Genomic DNA, 15,716 nt, shown 5'->3' on the forward strand with positions numbered 1-15,716 from the left:
GCCTCATGGAAAGCCTCGCGCAGCTGCCGCAGGCCCGGCAGCCCGTGGTAGCCGGATCAGGCCTTGCGCACCAGGGGCTGGGCGCTGAACTTCACTCCGGCCAGGCCATGGGCGATCAGGGCGCGGATATTGCCGTGGTCGCTGCCCTCGGGGGTGGCCAGTACCGAGCGGTAGTGCTCGCCGAAGGCCAGCAAGGCCTCCTGGTCGCTCAGGCCTTCGAGCAGGGCCAGGCCCAGGGTCTTGCACGAGCCTTCGTTCTGCCCGGCGGCATTGTCCACGCCGCCGTTGTTGAAGGCCTGGGGCTGGTAGTCATAACCGCTGGCGACAAAGGCCAGGGTATCGGCAAACGGGTGTTCGCCGCTGTTCAGGCTGGCGCGCAGGGTGTTGAGGTCAGTCATTGGGTTTTCCTTTGGCGAACGCCGCTTGCTGCTCGGCGCTGGCTTCTTTCTGGTAGAGATTTTTCCATTCGGCATAGGGCATGCCATACACCACTTCACGGGCCTCATCGAGGCTCACTTCGATCTGGCGCTGGTCGGCCTCGGCCTTGTACCACTTGGACAGGCAGTTGCGGCAGAACCCGGCAAGGTTCATCAGGTCGATGTTCTGCACGTCCTTGCGGTTGTCCAGATGGGCCACCAGACGGCGAAAGGCCGCCGCTTCCAGTTCCAGGCGTTGTTGAGGGGACATAAGACTCTCTGCACATAGAGGGGTGGGAACAGCTGCAAGCTACAAGCTACGAGCGGCAAGTCAAAGCCGAACCGCTTTTACTTGCCGCTTGCCGCTAGCGACTTGCCGCTAACGTGATGGACACCGATTCGGCAAAGCGCAGGGCGTGGGGTTTGTCGACTTCGACCTCGGCGTACTGCACCGAGGCATTGCCCATCACCAGGTCCAGCAACTCCTGGGTCAGTCGTTCCAGCAGCGCAAAGCGGTTGCCTTCGACATGGGCGATGATCGCCTTGGTAATGGTGCGATAGTTCAGCGCGTGATCGATGTCGTTGTCGCGCACCGCATCCTGGGCCGGATACAGGATGGTCAGGTTGATCAGCACATCCTGCTTGTTGAGGATCTCTTCCTCGTTGATTCCGATGTAGGTCCGCAGGAGCAGGTCCTTGACTCGGATACGAGCCATTCCAGGCTGAAGTTGTGGCATTTACTTGCTCCGTCCAATCAATTGCAGGAATTCCTGGCGAGTGGTGCTCAAGTCGCGGAAGGCGCCGAGCATCACCGAGGTATGCATGGTGGAATTCTGTTTCTCGACGCCGCGCATCATCATGCACATGTGCTTGGCTTCGATGACCACCGCGACGCCGGCGGCCTGGGTTACGCTTTGTACGGCGTCGGCGATTTCCCGGGTGAGATTTTCCTGGATCTGCAGGCGCCTGGCGAACATGTCGACGATCCGTGCGATCTTCGACAGGCCCAGCACCTTGCCGGTGGGAATATAAGCCACATGGGCCTTGCCGATGAAGGGCAGCAGGTGATGTTCGCACAGTGAGTACAACTCGATGTCGGCGACGATCACCATCTCGTCGCTGTCGGAGGCGAACAGCGCGCCGTTGACGATTTCTTCCAGGGACTGGCTGTAGCCATGACACAGGTACTGCATGGCCTTGGCCGCGCGCTTGGGGGTATCGAGCAGGCCTTCGCGCTCGGGGTCTTCACCGAGCCCCTTGAGGATGGCGCGGTAGTGCTGGGACAGGGAAAGGCTCATGCAAGGTCCTCGCGGGGCGGTCTACTTGACGTGCCGCCCGCCATTGACGGTCAGGGTGGTACCGGTGACGTAGGGGTTGTCCAGCAGATAACGCAGGCTCTGGTAGACCACTTCGGCGCCGGGTTCGATCCCCAGCGCGGACTTGGCCAGGGTCTTGGCGCGGTACTGCGCATCGTCGTCGGCATTGAACAATAGCAGGGCCGGGGCGATGCCGTTGACCTTGATCTGCGGTGCATATTTCGCGGCGAAGGACAGGGTCAGGCTATCCAGGCCTGCCTTGCTGGCGCAGTAGGCGATGTGCTTGCTGCTGCCCTTGCGGGTCACGTCGTCGCTGATGTGGATGATGTCCGCCGGGCTGGAGTGTTGCAGCAACTCGGCACAATGCAGGTTGATCAGGTAGGGCGCCAGCATGTGCACGCCGAACATCCGGGCAAAAGCGTCGCTCTCCTGGCCCGGGTTTTCCGGCAGCCATTCCGAGGCATTGTGGATGATTGCCCGCAGCCGATCGGTGTGCCGCTTGAGCTCGGCGATCAGGGCCATGATCCCGTTCTCGCTGGAGAGGTCGGCGAACAGCAGGGTCGCGCCCTTGTCGCGCAGGGTCTCGAGCCCCGGGCGCTGGCTGCGATAAGTGACGATCAGCGGATGCCCGTCCTCCAGCAGGCGCAGGGCGCAATGCAGGCCGACACGCTGGCTGGCGCCGGTGATCAGGATCGGGGCAGTGGAGGCGTTCATGGTGGGCTCGCGTCGCGGGTAGAGCCGAACTATACCAGCGGCGGTGCTGCGCCGTGGGGTGGATCGCTGGAGGGCCGGTGCCGCCACATGCGGTGTGGCACCGGTCTGCACCAGGCTTTACGGGTTCTGCGTCGAGGGTGTCGCCGGCAGTGGGCGGGCCGGGGCGGCATTGAGCCAGTTGGCCAGCAACCTTGTGGACAGCGGGATGAAGAAATAGACCATCAGCGGGGTCAGGGCCAGGGTGCTGACGAATACCCGTGCCAGCATGCCGAGGTCGTTGAGCAGCGGCCCGAGGACGAAGTTGAACAACAGCGAGACCGGAAAGAACGCCAGCCAGATGGCTACGGCCTGTTTCCAGCGTGGTGGGCGTTGTCCGGCGGCGCCGAACCAGCCATCGATGCCGCTGACCCGGTGCTCCGAAGGATGGGCGAACAGGTCGCTACCCCGGGCCAGCCAGGCGGTGCGAGAGGCGGAGTGTTCCCAGGTATGCAGGGTCTGTTCGTCGACGAAGCGGAAGATGATCTGGAATTCATCGTCGCCGGGCGGTGGGGCCAGGACGCCGGAGCCCAGGTAGCCGGGAAAGTCGGTGGCCAGTTGTTCGCCTTCGCGCAGCCAGGCGATCAGGTCCTGGTAGCGGCCGTCGGCAACGCGCCGGGCCACCATCAGGGTGACAGGTGAGGTAGACATCATGTATCTCCGTAAAACCAATGCGTTGCCTGGGTAAGGCAATCGCTGACGGGGCACCGGGGTGTCGGGCCGCGTTCGGGACAAGCAAGGATTATTCCTGATTGGCACTGGAGTACCAAAGACAATGGTCGGATTTTCCCATGCTTGAAGCATCGCTACCCGGGCAGAGTAGAATGGCGACCATTTTGTTTACCGGTGTTTTCTCCTCCAGATGCCCGCCACCACTGAACTTGCCGTCGCCGCTCAAGCGCCCGATCCCCTTCGACCGGAGGCGCTGTTTCCGATTCGCGAAGTTGCACGCCTGACCGGGATCAACCCGGTGACTCTACGGGCTTGGGAACGACGCTACGGTCTGATCCAGCCGACACGCACCGAAAGTGGGCATCGCCTGTATTCCATGCACGATGTTGAGGCAGTGCGCGAGATCCTCGGCTGGATCGAACGTGGCGTGGCGGTGAGCAAGGTCGGCAAGATCCTGGCCAAGAGCCGGATGGCCCAGTCCCAGTGCCTGGCACCTGTCAATGAAGGGCTGCTGGGCGAATACGGCCGGTGGCGCGATCAGTTGAAGTTGGCAGTGAGCGCCTTCGATGAAGCGCAACTGGATCGCCTCTATGGCCAGGTGTTTTCCTGCTATGCGCTGCCGGTGGTGTTCCAGGAAATCTTCCTGCCGTTCTGGAAGCAGTTGCTGCAGGATCGGGAAGTGTTTGGCCAAACCAGCGAGTGGCTGTTCCTGGATGGCTTCTTGCGCGGGCGGATACTGCAACGCCTGGCACTGCAACGGGCGACGCCGCAGCACCTGTTGCTGACGGCATTCAACCAGCAATGTCGCGAGTTGGAACTGCTGGTGGCAGCGCTGTTGCTGGGGCATGACCAATTGGGCGTGCGCGTGCTGGGGCCCGGCGTGCCATTACAGGAGCTGACCCTGGTCTGTGAACAGCTCAAGCCCCAAGCCCTGGTGGTGTTTTCCAACCACGCACCCACGACGGAATTGCCCAAGCGTCTCAAGCGCCTGGCGCTGACGTTGGATTGTCCATTGATGCTGGCAGGTGATGCTGCGGACCTGGCCCAGGACAGCTTCATCGATTCGCCGGTGGTGTGCCTGGGAAGCGAAGGGCGCGTGATGCAGCAGCGCCTGCGGCAGTTTCTCGGCGGGTACCTGGATACCTGAGGCCGAGTCGGCTGGTCTCAGGCGTGCAGGGCAGGATGGGTATGGCGATGCTGCTGGAGGATGAACTGGCGCAAGCGCTCGGTTTCCTCGGTATCGCTCTGGTCCAGGCGATAGGCATAGAAGCCGGCCTCGGTCGCCCGTTCGAACTGCCCGTGCAGGGCAATCCGCTCATATCCCGAAGGGCTGAACCACTGGGCGAACTGCCGAGGTGGTCGGGTTTTGTTGCGGATTTCCAGCAGGACGCCCTTGAACGACACTTCACGCACCCATAGGCGCCCGGGCTGGCCCTTGGCGTTTTCCAGGGCCACGGGCTCCGGCAGCGCCAGGCGCCATGGCCGCACCATGGGACCTTCCTCGAAAATACTGGGCACCCCCAGGCGCAGGTGCAGGGCGTGGAACTCGTCCTCCACCAGGTGCAGGGGGAAGGTCATCTGCTGATTGTCGAAATGAGCCTGGATGGTGACCTTTTCGTTGGCCGCCAGGCGGGTCAGCAAGTCACGGATCTGCGAGCCGCCGTTGACCAGCAGGCTGGAGGTGGTGTCGCGCACATTGAGGTGCGGGTTGTGTTGCATGGTCCGGATGAAGTCCAGCTCATCCTGGGTGAGAAGGGCGTCGCGCTGCATGATGATGCTCGAAAGGTGAAAGACAGATCCGCAGGAGATACCCCTACGACCACTAAACCTGCGACTTATTAGCGCCGTTGGTCGCCTTGAGGGCGGCCAGTTCGGCCTGGGCTGCGGCCAGTTGCTGTTCCAGTTGCAACAAGCGCTGCTGTGCCTTGACCTGCACACTGACATCTTTTTGCACACCGATGAAATAGTTCAGCTGATCAGCATCGTTGAACACCGGGGTGATCGACAACTCGTTCCAGAAGTGGCTGCCGTCCTTGCGATAGTTGCGCAGCACCTCGCGGCACGGCCTGCCTTCCCTCAACGCCTGGCGAATCACCTGCAGGGCTGGCTGGTCACGATCGCCGGACTGCAGGAAGCGGCAGTCCTGGTAGAGCACTTCATCGGCGCTGTAGCCGGTCAGTCGTTCGAACGCCGGGTTCACATAGATCACGATGTTGTCCTCGCCTTCCTGTTCGGCGACCACGATGCCGTCGTTGGAGGCGTTGATCATCCGTTGCAGCAAGTGTGCATTGATCATTCCGAGGGTCCGTCATCGATCGGCGAGGGCTGGATTCTAAGGCATGCTGGCATTGTGTCTACAGGTGCTTTGCAGTGCACGACACGCCAGCGACGGGATTTTACTCCGTAGCTGTTAATATCCCAGGCTTTTAGTCAGCTTCAGGATCAGATTGATGAAAGTCGCCATCCTTTCCGGCACGGTGTACGGCACGGCTGAAGAAGTCGCCCGGCATGCCGCCAAGCTTCTCGACGCCGCGGGCTTCGAGGCCTGGCACAATCCGCGCGCGACCCTGGCGGATGTCCAGGCATTCGCTCCCCAGGCATTTCTCGCGGTGACCTCCACCACTGGCATGGGTGAGTTGCCGGACAACCTGCAACCCCTGTACTCGAGCATTCGCGATCAGTTGCCAGCGGCCTGGCGCGGTTTGCCCGGGGCGGTGATCGGCTTGGGCGACTCCAGCTATGGCGACACCTTCTGCGGCGGCGGCGAGCAGATGCGTGAACTGTTCGCCGAACTGGGTGTACGGGAGGTGTTGCCGATGCTACGCCTGGACGCCAGCGAGAGCGTGACCCCGGAAACCGACGCCGAGCCTTGGCTGGCACAACTGGTCAGCGCACTGCGGGGCTGACCGGCTGTTCCCGTAGCAGCGCCAGCCAGGCCTGTGCAGCCTTGGACAGATAGGCGCCTTCGCGCCAGATGAAGGCGATGTCCCAGCGCAGGTATTGCGGGGCCGTCAAGGTCAGGCGCACCACCCCCGGGCGCACCAGGGCCCGCGCCACCACGCTGGGCAGCAGCACCACACCCTGGCCGGCCGCTACCAGCGCCGCGAGGAAGTCCGCCTGGCCGCTGCGCCCGCCTTCCCTGGGGGTGAAGCCCACTTGCTGGCAGGCCTGGAGCAGGCGGTCGTTGAGCACGAAGCTGCGCTGATACAGCAGGAACGGGGTATCGGCCAGTTCCTCCAGGCGCACCTTGGCATTCATCGCCAGCGGATGATCGGCGGGCAGCAGGGCATCCAGCGGCTCATCGCAGAACGGCTGGTAGGCGAAGGCCGGGTCCTTGGGGGTCAGGCTGCCGCCCAGTTCCAGCTCGCCGCTGCGCACCGCCTGCTCGACGTTCAGGCTGCCGCCCTCGAGCAAATGCACCTGGATATTCGGATAGCGCCGCCGGTACTCGGCGAAGCGACTGGCGAACAGCGTATCGCTGCCCAGCATCGGCAGGCCCAGGCGCAGCTCGCCCCGGGTCATGTGGCTCAGGTCGTCCAGTTCGCTGAGCAACTCGTTGCGCAGGCGCAGCATGCCCTCGGCCCTTTGCAGTACCACGTTGCCAGCGGCAGTGAGATGAATGTGCGAGCCCTGGCGCTCCAGCAACGGCGTGCCCAGGCTCTGTTCCAGCTGGGCGACCTGCTTGCTCACCGCCGACTGGCTGATATGCAGGGTCTTGGCGGCCTGGGTGAAGCCGCCCTGATGGATCACTTCGACGAAGCTGCGCAGTTGCTTGAAATCCATGGTTGGAATTCCAGTTTGGAATGGCTTCCAGTCTAACAATTCGCTTCGGTGATGGCGGGGCTTTTTATAAAATAGGCCCCTGAGAGGACCGAACCCCCATGAACATTCCCACCTTCAAACGCCTTGGCCGCCTGCTGTGCGAGCTGGCGGTGCTGCTGGCCATCTATTTTCTCGGCTGCCAACTGGCTACCTGGTTGCCCTGGCCGATTCCCGGCGGGGTCATCGGCCTGGCCATGCTGTTGCTGGCCTTCGCCCTGGGCTGGGTCAAGCCGGCGGCCCTGCAACTGGGCGCTGGCCTCTTGATGGCGGAGATGCTGCTGTTCTTCATCCCGGCGCTGATGAGCCTGCTGGACTACGGCGGCCTGCTGCGCCAGGACGGCTGGCGGATCCTGCTGGTGATCGGCGTCAGCACCTTGCTGGTGATGTTGGTGACTGCGCTGACCGTGGAGCTGGTGTGCCGCTGGAGGATACGCCATGAAGCTTGAGGCGATGCCGATGTTCTGGCTGGCGCTGACCCTTGGCGCCTATCTGTTCAGCCGCTGGATCTACCGTCGCACCGGGCGCTACCTGTTGTCGCCGCTGATCCTGGTGCCGGCGTTGCTGCTGGCGGTGGCGGTGCCGCTGCATACGGCCTACGCCGAGTATGCCGCCAATACCCACTGGCTGATGCTGGTGCTGGGTCCGGTGACCGTGGCTTTCGCCATTCCCATCTGGCAGCAGCGCCAGTTGCTGATGCGCCATTGGTCGGCGCTGTTGCTGGGCATGCTGGCCGGTAGCGCGGCGTCCATCGGCAGCTCCTTCGGCCTGGCCCGGCTCTTGGCCCTGGACAGTTCGGTAACCCTGTCGCTGGTGCCGCGCTCGATCACCACGCCATTCGCCATGCCCCTGGCCCATGACTTGGGCGGCGTACCCGAACTGACGGCGGTGTTCGTGATGTTCACCGGGGTGTTCGGAGCGATGCTCGGTGGCGTGCTGTTGCGTTGGCTGCCCTTGCGCAGTGCCCTGGCCCGGGGCGCCCTGTTCGGGGTCGGTGCCCATGGCGCCGGGGTCAGCCGGGCCCACGAAGTCGGTGGCGAGGAAGGGTCGGTAGCGGGGCTGGTGATGGTGCTCACCGGGTTGTTGAATCTGTTTGCCGCTCCTTTGCTGGCGTCGCTGCTTTGACGTGAAGGCGCTGTGGCGCAACCCGGCCGCCGGCTGACCCGCTCGGTCATCAAGCTGGCTGCCAAGGCGACTCCGTGGTGTGGCTGGGGTGTCTAGACTCCGAGGGTCCTCCTTCCAATAAAAGCCAACATGAGGTCCCTGCCGTGAGCCTAGCCCCCGTTCAATCCACCGCGAGCGTCAAAGACCAGGTCAGCGCCCTGGAGTGGCAAACCCGCCAGGACCTGGCTGCCTGCTACCGACTGGTGGCGATGCATGGCTGGGATGACCTGATCTTCACGCACATCTCGGCCAAGGTGCCGGGCACCGACGAGTTCCTGATCAATCCGTTCGGCATGATGTTCCATGAGATCACTGCGTCCAGCCTGGTGAAGGTCGACCAGGCCGGCAACAAGCTGATGGACAGCCCCTACGAGATCAATCCGGCGGGCTACACCATCCATAGTGCGGTCCATGCCGTGCGCCACGATGTGCTCTGCGTGCTGCATACCCACACCGCGGCAGGGGTGGCGGTGTCGGCCCAGCAGCAGGGCGTGTTGCCCATCAGCCAGCAGTCGCTGTTCGTCCTTGCCAGCCTCGGCTACCACCCCTACGAGGGCGTGGCCCTGAACCCCGAGGAGAAGATCCGGTTGCAGGCGGACCTGGGCGACAACAATTTCCTGATGCTGCACAACCATGGCCTGCTCACCTGTGGTGCGAGCATCGCCGACACCTTCCTGATGATGTTCATCTTCCAGCGTGCCTGTGAGATCCAGGTGCTGGCACAGAACGGCGGTGCCGAGTTGATTGCCATTCCCGCGCCGGTCCTGACCGGGGCCAAGGCAATGATCGCCGGAGTCACCCGCAGTGCCCAGGGCATGGGCGGGGTGCTGGCCTGGCCGGCCCTGCTGCGCAAGCTCGATCAACTCGATACAGGTTACAAATCCTGATGCCTATCGCCGAGATCCCCCTGAGTGTCTGGCGTACGCACGGACAGGACTTCGTGTTCCGTGGCCAGGCCATCCGCTATTGGGTAGCAGGGCAGGGAGAGCCGCTGCTGTTGATCCATGGTTTCCCCACCGCCAGTTGGGACTGGCACTACCTGTGGCAACCCCTGGCGCGGCGCTATCAGGTGATCGCCTGCGACATGCTCGGTTTCGGCGATTCGGCCAAGCCCCTGGAGCATGACTACAGCCTGCTGGAACAGGCGGACCTGCAGCAGGCCCTGCTGGCGCACCTGGGGATTGTCGAGCCGCTGCACCTGTTGGCTCATGACTATGGCGACAGCGTTGCCCAGGAACTGCTGGCGCGTCACTACGAGGAGCGCCTGGAGATCGCCAGTTGTGTGTTTCTCAATGGCGGCCTGTTTCCGGAAACCCATCGCCCGGTGTTGACCCAGAAACTGCTGCTCAGCCCGCTGGGCTGGATGCTCGGACGGGTCTTCAGTCGCGAGGGGCTGGCCAGGAGCCTGCGCCAGATCTCGGGCCCGCAAAACCGTCCCAGCGAGACGGTACTGGACGACTTCTGGAGCCTGGTGCAGAGCAACGATGGCCCGCGCATCCTGCACAAGCTGATCGGCTACATCCCTGAGCGCAGGCAGCGGCGTGATCGCTGGGTCGAGGCCATGCAGCGCGGCGAGGTGCCGTTGCGGGTGATCGACGGCGCCCATGATCCGATCTCCGGGGCGCATATGGTGGAGCGCTACCGGCAACTGGTTCCGCGACCGGATACCGTGCTGCTGCCAGGTATTGGCCACTACCCGCAGATCGAGGCGCCCCTGGCAGTGCTCAAGCACTACTTGGCCTTTCGCGGCGGCCTGTTGGTCCCGGCGCAGCGTGTCGTGGGCTCCTGAGCGGCCAGTTGGGGCGACTATCCCGCTGTCTTATCGCGCACCATTCAGCTCTGGGCGTGTTCGTTGTGGGCATCGGCCGGCTGCCTGACACTCAGGGCCTTGTCCATTGGCCCTGCTGGAGTTCGGTATGAGTGAGTCTGTGCGCTTGGAAGATAAAGTAGTGATCATCACCGGGGCCGGCGGGGGCCTGGGACGGGCTCATGCGTTGTTGTTCGCTCGCCACGGCGCCAGGGTACTGGTCAATGACCTGGGGGGTTCGGCCCAGGGCGAGGGCGCCAGTGCCTCGGCGGCCGATCGGGTCGTGGCGCAGATCCGCGAGGCCGGAGGGATCGCCGAGGCCAACCATGACTCGGTCACCGATGGCGAGAAGATCGTGCAGAACGCGCTGGATGCCTTTGGCCGGGTCGATGTGGTGGTCAACAACGCCGGGATCCTGCGGGACAAGACCTTCCACAAGATGGACGATACCGATTGGGACCTGGTGTACCGGGTACATGTGGAGGGTGCCTACAAGGTCACTCGCGCTGCCTGGCCGCACCTGCGCGAGCAGGGTTACGGGCGGGTGATCTTTACCGCTTCCACCTCGGGCATCTACGGCAACTTCGGCCAGTCCAACTACGGCATGGCCAAGCTGGGCCTGTACGGCCTGACCCGGACCCTGGCGCTGGAAGGGCGCAAGAACAACATCCTGGTCAACGCCATTGCCCCCACTGGTGGCACGCGGATGACCGAGGGGCTGATTCCGCCCCAGGTGTTCGAGCAGCTCAAGCCGGAGCTGGTCAGCCCGCTGGTGGTGTACCTGGGCAGCGAACAGTGCCAGGAAACCTCCGGACTGTTCGAAGTCGGTGGTGGCTGGATCGGCAAGGTGCGCTGGGAGCGCAGCCTGGGGGCCGGTTTCGATCCGCGCCAGGGTTTCTCGCCGGAGGATGTCGCGGCCCATTGGCGAGAGATCTGCGATTTCGACGGCGCGGTCCACCCCAAGGACAACATCGAGGCGCTCGGGCAGATGATGCAGAATCTGCAAAAGTACGCGATCTGAGTGCCCATGGCGGCCGCTTCGAACACTCTCTTGCAGGCCGCGCCAGTTCTCTGGAACGGCGGCCGCGATTGCTCTTCTCGGGCGTCCTGCCCGGTCATTTCCCAGGCATAAAAAAGGCCGCTGCAAGAGCAGCGGCCGAAGTAAGACGTTAGATCAAGGAGCTACAAAATCAACGTCGGTGAACCTGGGTGGGCGGCTTGAACCGGGTCGTTTCAAGCCTGCCGAAATCTGTTGCCGAAAAGCCCTGGACAGCACTTTCATCGGGGGTGGAGCCAGGCTGTTTGCCCTGACTGCGAAAGAAGAATAAGCCCTGGCCGGTATTGGAAAAATAGCGATTCAGGACAAGGACTATTACAGCCAGAGCAATAGTCGTGGTGCTCGGCAGGTGTGCGCCGAGGCTGTTTGCCAGGCGCCACCGCCCGTGTGCAGAAGTCGGTGGATGGCCTGGCAGCAGGGGCCAGGTGCCGAGGCTGGCGAGTGGGCTGGGGGGTTATTCCGGCTGGGCCTGGTAACCCATGCGCCAGCTCGCGGCGCGGCAGGCCGCCAGCAGGCGTTGCGCCGCCGGACCATGCTCGTCGGCATGGAACAGCGATGTCGGCCCGACCACCGTCAGGACGGCGGCGATCTTGCCGGTGGCATCGAACACCGGCGCCGACAGGGCATCGACCCCGGGCATCAGCAGGCCATGGATGTGATGCAGGCCGCGCTGGCGGATCTGTTCGGCCAGGGCATCGTGGGCCTGTGTCTCGGCCAGGGTGTGGGAACTGGCTTCGGCCAATTCCTGCTGGCGCAGATCGAGGGTTTCCCGCTGCGGCAGGTAGGCGTTGAACACCAGCCCGGTGGACGAGCTGAGCAGGGGCAGAACCGAACCCAATTGAGTGACCACGGTCACCGCGCGCACCGCCGGTTCGATATGCACCACGGTGGCGCCGCGGTTGCCCCACACCGCGAGAAAACAGGTTTCGTTCAATTCATCGCGCAGTTCCGCCAGGGGCAGGGCGGCGACTCTCAGCACATCCATGCTGCCCAGGGCCGCCAGGCCCACCCGCAGGGCTTCACGGCCCAGGCCATAGTGGTTGGTGGCACTGTTCTGTTCGGCGAAACCGCTGGCGATCAACGCTTGCAGATAGCGATGAACCTTGCTCGCGGGCATCTGCACATGTTCGGCCAGGCGCGAGAGGGAGGTGCTCGGCGACAGTTCGGCCAGGGCCTTGAGGATGTCGGTCCCGACCTCGGCCGAGCGGACTTTCTGTTTACCGTTGCTATCGCTGCTGCTGGGCGATTTTTCCATGGAGGTGTAGGGGTCCCGTGACAAGTGGCGGTCTTTATAGCTTGACGCTCCCGGGCAATCAAATTACGTTATGCGTAATTGGATTACGATAAAAATAACCCAGGCGTGCCGATAACTCTTGTGAGGGAGTGGTGGGCCCCTGCCTACTCCAACTTCCAGGAGGCTCCATGAACCTCGATTCTTCGGCGTCCGCCCTCAGTTACCAATCCGGCTTCGGCAACGAATTTTCCAGCGAAGCCCTGCCGGGCGCATTGCCCATCGGCCAGAACTCCCCGCAGAAAGCCCCCTACGGCCTGTATGCCGAGCTGTTTTCCGGCACCGCGTTCACCATGACCCGCAGCGAAGCCCGGCGTACCTGGATGTACCGTATCCAGCCTTCGGCCAAGCATCCGGCTTTCGCCCGCCTGGAACGCCAATTGGCCGGTGGCGAGCTGGGCGAAGTGACGCCCAACCGCCTGCGCTGGAGCCCGCTGCCGATCCCCGCGCAGCCGACGGATTTCATCGATGGCCTGGTGGCCATGGTGGCCAACTCGCCCGCGCAGAAACCTGCGGGTATCAGCGTCTATCACTACCGCGCCAACCGCTCCATGGAGCGAGTGTTCTTCAACGCCGACGGCGAGTTGCTGCTGGTGCCCGAACTGGGCCGCCTGCGCATCGTCACCGAACTGGGCGTGCTGGAGCTCGAACCGCTGGAGATCGCCGTGCTGCCGCGCGGCCTGAAGTTCCGCGTCGAGCTGCTGGACCCGCAAGCCCGTGGCTACATTGCCGAGAACCACGGCGCGCCGCTGCGCCTGCCCGACCTGGGGCCGATCGGCAGCAACGGCCTGGCCAACCCCCGGGACTTCCTGGCCCCGGTGGCCCATTACGAAGACCTGCGCCAGCCCACCGCCCTGGTGCAGAAGTACCTCGGCGAGCTTTGGGGTTGCGAGCTGGACCACTCGCCGCTGGACGTGGTGGCCTGGCACGGCAACAACGTGCCGTACAAATACGACCTGCGCCGCTTCAATACCATCGGCACCGTCAGCTTCGACCACCCCGACCCGTCGATCTTCACCGTCCTGACCTCGCCCACCAGCGTGCCGGGCATGGCCAACCTGGACTTCGTGATCTTCCCGCCGCGCTGGATGGTGGCCGAGAACACCTTCCGTCCACCATGGTTCCACCGCAACCTGATGAACGAGTTCATGGGTCTGATCCAGGGGGCCTACGACGCCAAGGCCGAGGGCTTCCTGCCCGGCGGTGCTTCGCTGCACAGCTGCATGAGTGCCCACGGCCCGGATGGCGAGACTTGCACCAAGGCGATCAACGTCGAGTTGCAGCCGGCCAAGATCGACAACACCATGGCCTTCATGTTCGAGACCAGCCAGGTGCTGCGCCCGAGCGGCTTCGCCCTGGAATGCGCGCAACTGCAGAACGACTACGATGCTTGCTGGGCTTCGCTGCCCGTCACCTTCAACCCGAATCGGAGATAACCCATGACCTTGTCCACCATCACCCGTAGCTGGGTCGAGTCTGCCAACGGTCACCCCGACTTCCCGTTGCAGAACCTGCCCCTCGGCGTCTTTAGCACCCAGGGTTCGGCCCCCCGCAGCGGCGTGGCCATCGGTGAGCAGATCCTGGACCTGGAGGCGGCGCTGGACGCCGGCCTGTTCGAGGGCCTGGCCAAATCCGCGGTGGAGGCTACCCGTGGCGGCCAGTTGAATGCCTTCTTCCAGCTCGGTCGCCCGGCTCGTGTGGCCCTGCGCGAGCGCCTGCTGGAACTGCTGGCCGAAGGCAGCAGCCTGCAAGGCAAGATCCAGGCCCTGGGGGCGAAGCTGCTGCCCCAGGCCACTGATTGCCAGATGCATGTGCCGGCCAGGATCAACGACTACACCGACTTCTACGTGGGCATCGAGCATGCGCAGAACGTCGGCAAGCTGTTCCGCCCCGACAACCCCTTGCTGCCCAACTACAAGTACGTGCCGATCGGCTACCACGGCCGGGCCTCGACCATCCGCGCCTCCGGTGCCGACGTGCGCCGGCCCAAGGGCCAGACCCTGCCGGCGGGGCAGAGCGAGCCGACCTTCGGCCCTTGCGCACGCCTGGACTATGAACTGGAACTGGGGATCTGGATTGGCCAGGGCAACGAGATGGGCGAGTCGATCGCCATCGGCGATGCCGCCGAGCACATCGCCGGTTTCTGCCTGCTCAATGACTGGTCGGCACGGGATATCCAGGCTTGGGAATACCAGCCGCTGGGGCCGTTCCTGTCCAAGAGTTTCATCACCAGCATCTCGCCCTGGGTGGTGACCGCCGAGGCCCTGGAACCTTTCCGCCAGGCCCAGCCGGCGCGCCCCGAAGGCGACCCGCAGCCGTTGTCCTATCTGCTGGACAAGCGTGACCAGGCCGCAGGCGCCTTCGATATCGAACTGGAGGTGCTGCTGATCACCCAGGCCATGCGCGAGCAGGGCTTGCCGGCCCATCGCCTGACCCTGAGCAATACCCAGTACATGTATTGGACCGTGGCCCAGATGGTGGCTCACCACAGCGTCAACGGTTGCCAATTGCAGGCCGGCGACCTATTCGGCTCGGGTACCTTGTCCGGCCCGCAGAGCGGCCAGTTCGGTAGCCTGCTGGAGATCACCGAGGGTGGCAAGAAGCCGGTCGAGCTGGCCTCTGGCGAGGTACGCAAGTTCCTGGAGGATGGCGACGAGATCATCTTGCGCGGGCGCTGCCGCCGCGAAGGCTTCGCCTCCATCGGCTTCGGCGAATGCCGGGGCACCGTCCAGCCAGCCCGCTAAGGGGAGTGCAGCATGGAGCTCTATACCTACTACCGTTCCACCGCGTCGTACCGGGTGCGCATCGCCTTGGGCCTCAAGGGCCTGGACTACCAGGCTGTCCCGGTCAACCTGCTGGTGCCCAAGGGCGGCGCCAACCGCCTGCCGGAGTACCTGGAGATCAATCCCCAGGGTCGGGTCCCGGCCCTGCGCACCGACGAGGGCGACCTGCTGATCCAGTCGCTGGCGATCATCGAGTACCTGGAGGAGCGTTATCCACAGGTGCCGTTGTTGCCCGAGGACCTGGTCGGCCGTGCCCGCGCCCGGGCAGTGGCGGCAATCATCGGTTGCGACGTGCATCCGCTGCATAACTCCAGCACGCAGAACCTGCTGCGGGAGTGGGGCCATGAGGAAGCGCAACTGCTGGTGTGGATCGATCACTGGATCAGCCAGGGCCTGGCGGCCCTGGAACAGCTGATCGGCGATGAAGGCTTCTGCTTCGGCGAGCAGCCGGGGCTGGCCGATGTGTTCCTGATCCCGCAGTTGTACGCCGCCGAGCGCTTCAAGGTGTCGCTGGAAGCCTATCCACGGATTCTTCGGGTAGCGGCGCTGGCCGCCGAGCACCCGGCGTTCCAGGCCGCCCACCCGGCCAACCAGCCCGACACTCCGGCCTGACCCTGGACGCCCTGATCCAGGGCGCACCC

Annotated in this window: 20 protein-coding genes; 10 read left to right on the plus strand and 10 right to left on the minus strand. The window is 64.0% G+C overall.

What is annotated here, in order from left to right; translation table 11 throughout:
- Window positions 1-56: 56 nt before the first annotated feature.
- From ATY02_RS05895 to ATY02_RS05920, 6 genes are all read right to left on the minus strand, one after another.
- On the minus strand, window positions 57-398 hold the full coding sequence (locus ATY02_RS05895; protein ID WP_068584149.1) for a HopJ type III effector protein: 342 nt from the start codon (window positions 396-398) through the stop codon (window positions 57-59).
- Entirely contained in the window at window positions 391-687 is a 297-nt protein-coding gene (locus tag ATY02_RS05900) for a DUF1244 domain-containing protein (protein ID WP_068584146.1), read from the minus strand. Before ATY02_RS05900 ends, ATY02_RS05895 begins: the two co-directional genes overlap by 8 nt.
- A 94-nt stretch (window positions 688-781) precedes the next feature.
- Window positions 782-1,153: a dihydroneopterin triphosphate 2'-epimerase gene (folX, locus tag ATY02_RS05905; RefSeq protein ID WP_068584143.1), complete on the minus strand. Its 372-nt coding sequence runs from the start codon at window positions 1,151-1,153 to the stop codon at window positions 782-784.
- A complete protein-coding gene (gene folE, locus ATY02_RS05910) occupies window positions 1,154-1,714 on the minus strand; it encodes a GTP cyclohydrolase I FolE (RefSeq protein ID WP_068584140.1) in 561 nt (186 codons plus the stop codon).
- Window positions 1,715-1,735: 21 nt separating this feature from the next.
- Window positions 1,736-2,446, minus strand: coding sequence for a dihydromonapterin reductase (gene folM, locus ATY02_RS05915; protein WP_068584137.1), 711 nt, complete (start codon window positions 2,444-2,446; stop codon window positions 1,736-1,738).
- 117 nt (window positions 2,447-2,563) lie between these two features.
- Window positions 2,564-3,133, minus strand: a complete 570-nt coding sequence (locus ATY02_RS05920) for an antibiotic biosynthesis monooxygenase (RefSeq protein WP_068584134.1) — start codon at window positions 3,131-3,133, stop codon at window positions 2,564-2,566.
- 211 nt (window positions 3,134-3,344) lie between these two features.
- Between ATY02_RS05920 and ATY02_RS05925 the strand changes: the two genes are divergently transcribed.
- The gene (locus tag ATY02_RS05925; protein ID WP_068584131.1) at window positions 3,345-4,301 is read left to right on the plus strand and encodes a MerR family transcriptional regulator; all 957 of its coding nucleotides are present in this window, start codon (window positions 3,345-3,347) and stop codon (window positions 4,299-4,301) included.
- Window positions 4,302-4,318: 17 nt separating this feature from the next.
- On the opposite strand, the gene ATY02_RS05930 is transcribed toward ATY02_RS05925, so the two are convergent.
- Both ATY02_RS05930 and ATY02_RS05935 read right to left on the minus strand, forming a co-directional pair.
- Window positions 4,319-4,924, minus strand: coding sequence for a hypothetical protein (locus tag ATY02_RS05930; RefSeq protein ID WP_068584128.1), 606 nt, complete (start codon window positions 4,922-4,924; stop codon window positions 4,319-4,321).
- Window positions 4,925-4,976: 52 nt separating this feature from the next.
- Window positions 4,977-5,450 carry a PAS domain S-box protein gene (locus ATY02_RS05935; protein ID WP_068584125.1) on the minus strand — a complete coding sequence of 158 codons (474 nt, stop codon included), beginning with the start codon at window positions 5,448-5,450 and terminating at the stop codon, window positions 4,977-4,979.
- A gap of 154 nt (window positions 5,451-5,604) precedes the next feature.
- Between ATY02_RS05935 and ATY02_RS05940 the strand changes: the two genes are divergently transcribed.
- Window positions 5,605-6,060, plus strand: coding sequence for a flavodoxin (locus tag ATY02_RS05940; RefSeq protein WP_068584124.1), 456 nt, complete (start codon window positions 5,605-5,607; stop codon window positions 6,058-6,060).
- Here ATY02_RS05940 and ATY02_RS05945 read toward each other — a convergent pair.
- Complete coding sequence (locus ATY02_RS05945) at window positions 6,041-6,937, minus strand: LysR family transcriptional regulator (protein ID WP_068584121.1); 897 nt, start codon at window positions 6,935-6,937, stop codon at window positions 6,041-6,043. The two genes, ATY02_RS05940 and ATY02_RS05945, sit on opposite strands and share 20 nt — an antisense overlap.
- A 98-nt stretch (window positions 6,938-7,035) precedes the next feature.
- Between ATY02_RS05945 and ATY02_RS05950 the strand changes: the two genes are divergently transcribed.
- The 5 genes from ATY02_RS05950 to ATY02_RS05970 all read left to right on the plus strand — a co-directional run bounded on the left by ATY02_RS05950 (window position 7,036) and on the right by ATY02_RS05970 (window position 10,965).
- Window positions 7,036-7,422 (plus strand): CidA/LrgA family protein, encoded by a 387-nt coding sequence (locus ATY02_RS05950; protein WP_068584118.1) that lies wholly within the window; start codon window positions 7,036-7,038, stop codon window positions 7,420-7,422.
- Complete coding sequence (locus ATY02_RS05955; protein ID WP_053134186.1) at window positions 7,412-8,098, plus strand: LrgB family protein; 687 nt, start codon at window positions 7,412-7,414, stop codon at window positions 8,096-8,098. The genes ATY02_RS05950 and ATY02_RS05955 overlap by 11 nt, the downstream gene beginning before the upstream one ends.
- Window positions 8,099-8,241: 143 nt before the next feature.
- Window positions 8,242-9,024, plus strand: a complete 783-nt coding sequence (locus tag ATY02_RS05960; protein WP_068584115.1) for a class II aldolase/adducin family protein — start codon at window positions 8,242-8,244, stop codon at window positions 9,022-9,024.
- On the plus strand, window positions 9,024-9,926 hold the full coding sequence (locus ATY02_RS05965; protein ID WP_068584112.1) for an alpha/beta fold hydrolase: 903 nt from the start codon (window positions 9,024-9,026) through the stop codon (window positions 9,924-9,926). Before ATY02_RS05960 ends, ATY02_RS05965 begins: the two co-directional genes overlap by 1 nt.
- 127 nt (window positions 9,927-10,053) lie before the next feature.
- Window positions 10,054-10,965, plus strand: coding sequence for an SDR family oxidoreductase (locus ATY02_RS05970; protein ID WP_068584108.1), 912 nt, complete (start codon window positions 10,054-10,056; stop codon window positions 10,963-10,965).
- Window positions 10,966-11,455: 490 nt separating this feature from the next.
- On the opposite strand, the gene ATY02_RS05975 is transcribed toward ATY02_RS05970, so the two are convergent.
- The gene (locus tag ATY02_RS05975) at window positions 11,456-12,256 is read right to left on the minus strand and encodes an IclR family transcriptional regulator (protein ID WP_068584105.1); all 801 of its coding nucleotides are present in this window, start codon (window positions 12,254-12,256) and stop codon (window positions 11,456-11,458) included.
- 167 nt (window positions 12,257-12,423) lie between these two features.
- Between ATY02_RS05975 and hmgA the strand changes: the two genes are divergently transcribed.
- From hmgA to maiA, 3 genes are read left to right on the plus strand one after another with little or no spacing between them, the layout of a single operon-like run.
- Complete coding sequence (hmgA, locus tag ATY02_RS05980; RefSeq protein ID WP_068584102.1) at window positions 12,424-13,728, plus strand: homogentisate 1,2-dioxygenase; 1,305 nt, start codon at window positions 12,424-12,426, stop codon at window positions 13,726-13,728.
- Between the two features lie 3 nt (window positions 13,729-13,731).
- A complete protein-coding gene (fahA, locus tag ATY02_RS05985; RefSeq protein WP_068584099.1) occupies window positions 13,732-15,036 on the plus strand; it encodes a fumarylacetoacetase in 1,305 nt (434 codons plus the stop codon).
- A 12-nt stretch (window positions 15,037-15,048) separates the two neighbouring features.
- Complete coding sequence (maiA, locus tag ATY02_RS05990; RefSeq protein WP_068584096.1) at window positions 15,049-15,687, plus strand: maleylacetoacetate isomerase; 639 nt, start codon at window positions 15,049-15,051, stop codon at window positions 15,685-15,687.
- Window positions 15,688-15,716: the final 29 nt, after the last annotated feature.

This window comes from Pseudomonas sp. BIOMIG1BAC (assembly GCF_001705995.2).
In the GTDB taxonomy this organism is placed as follows: domain Bacteria; phylum Pseudomonadota; class Gammaproteobacteria; order Pseudomonadales; family Pseudomonadaceae; genus Aquipseudomonas; species Aquipseudomonas sessilinigenes.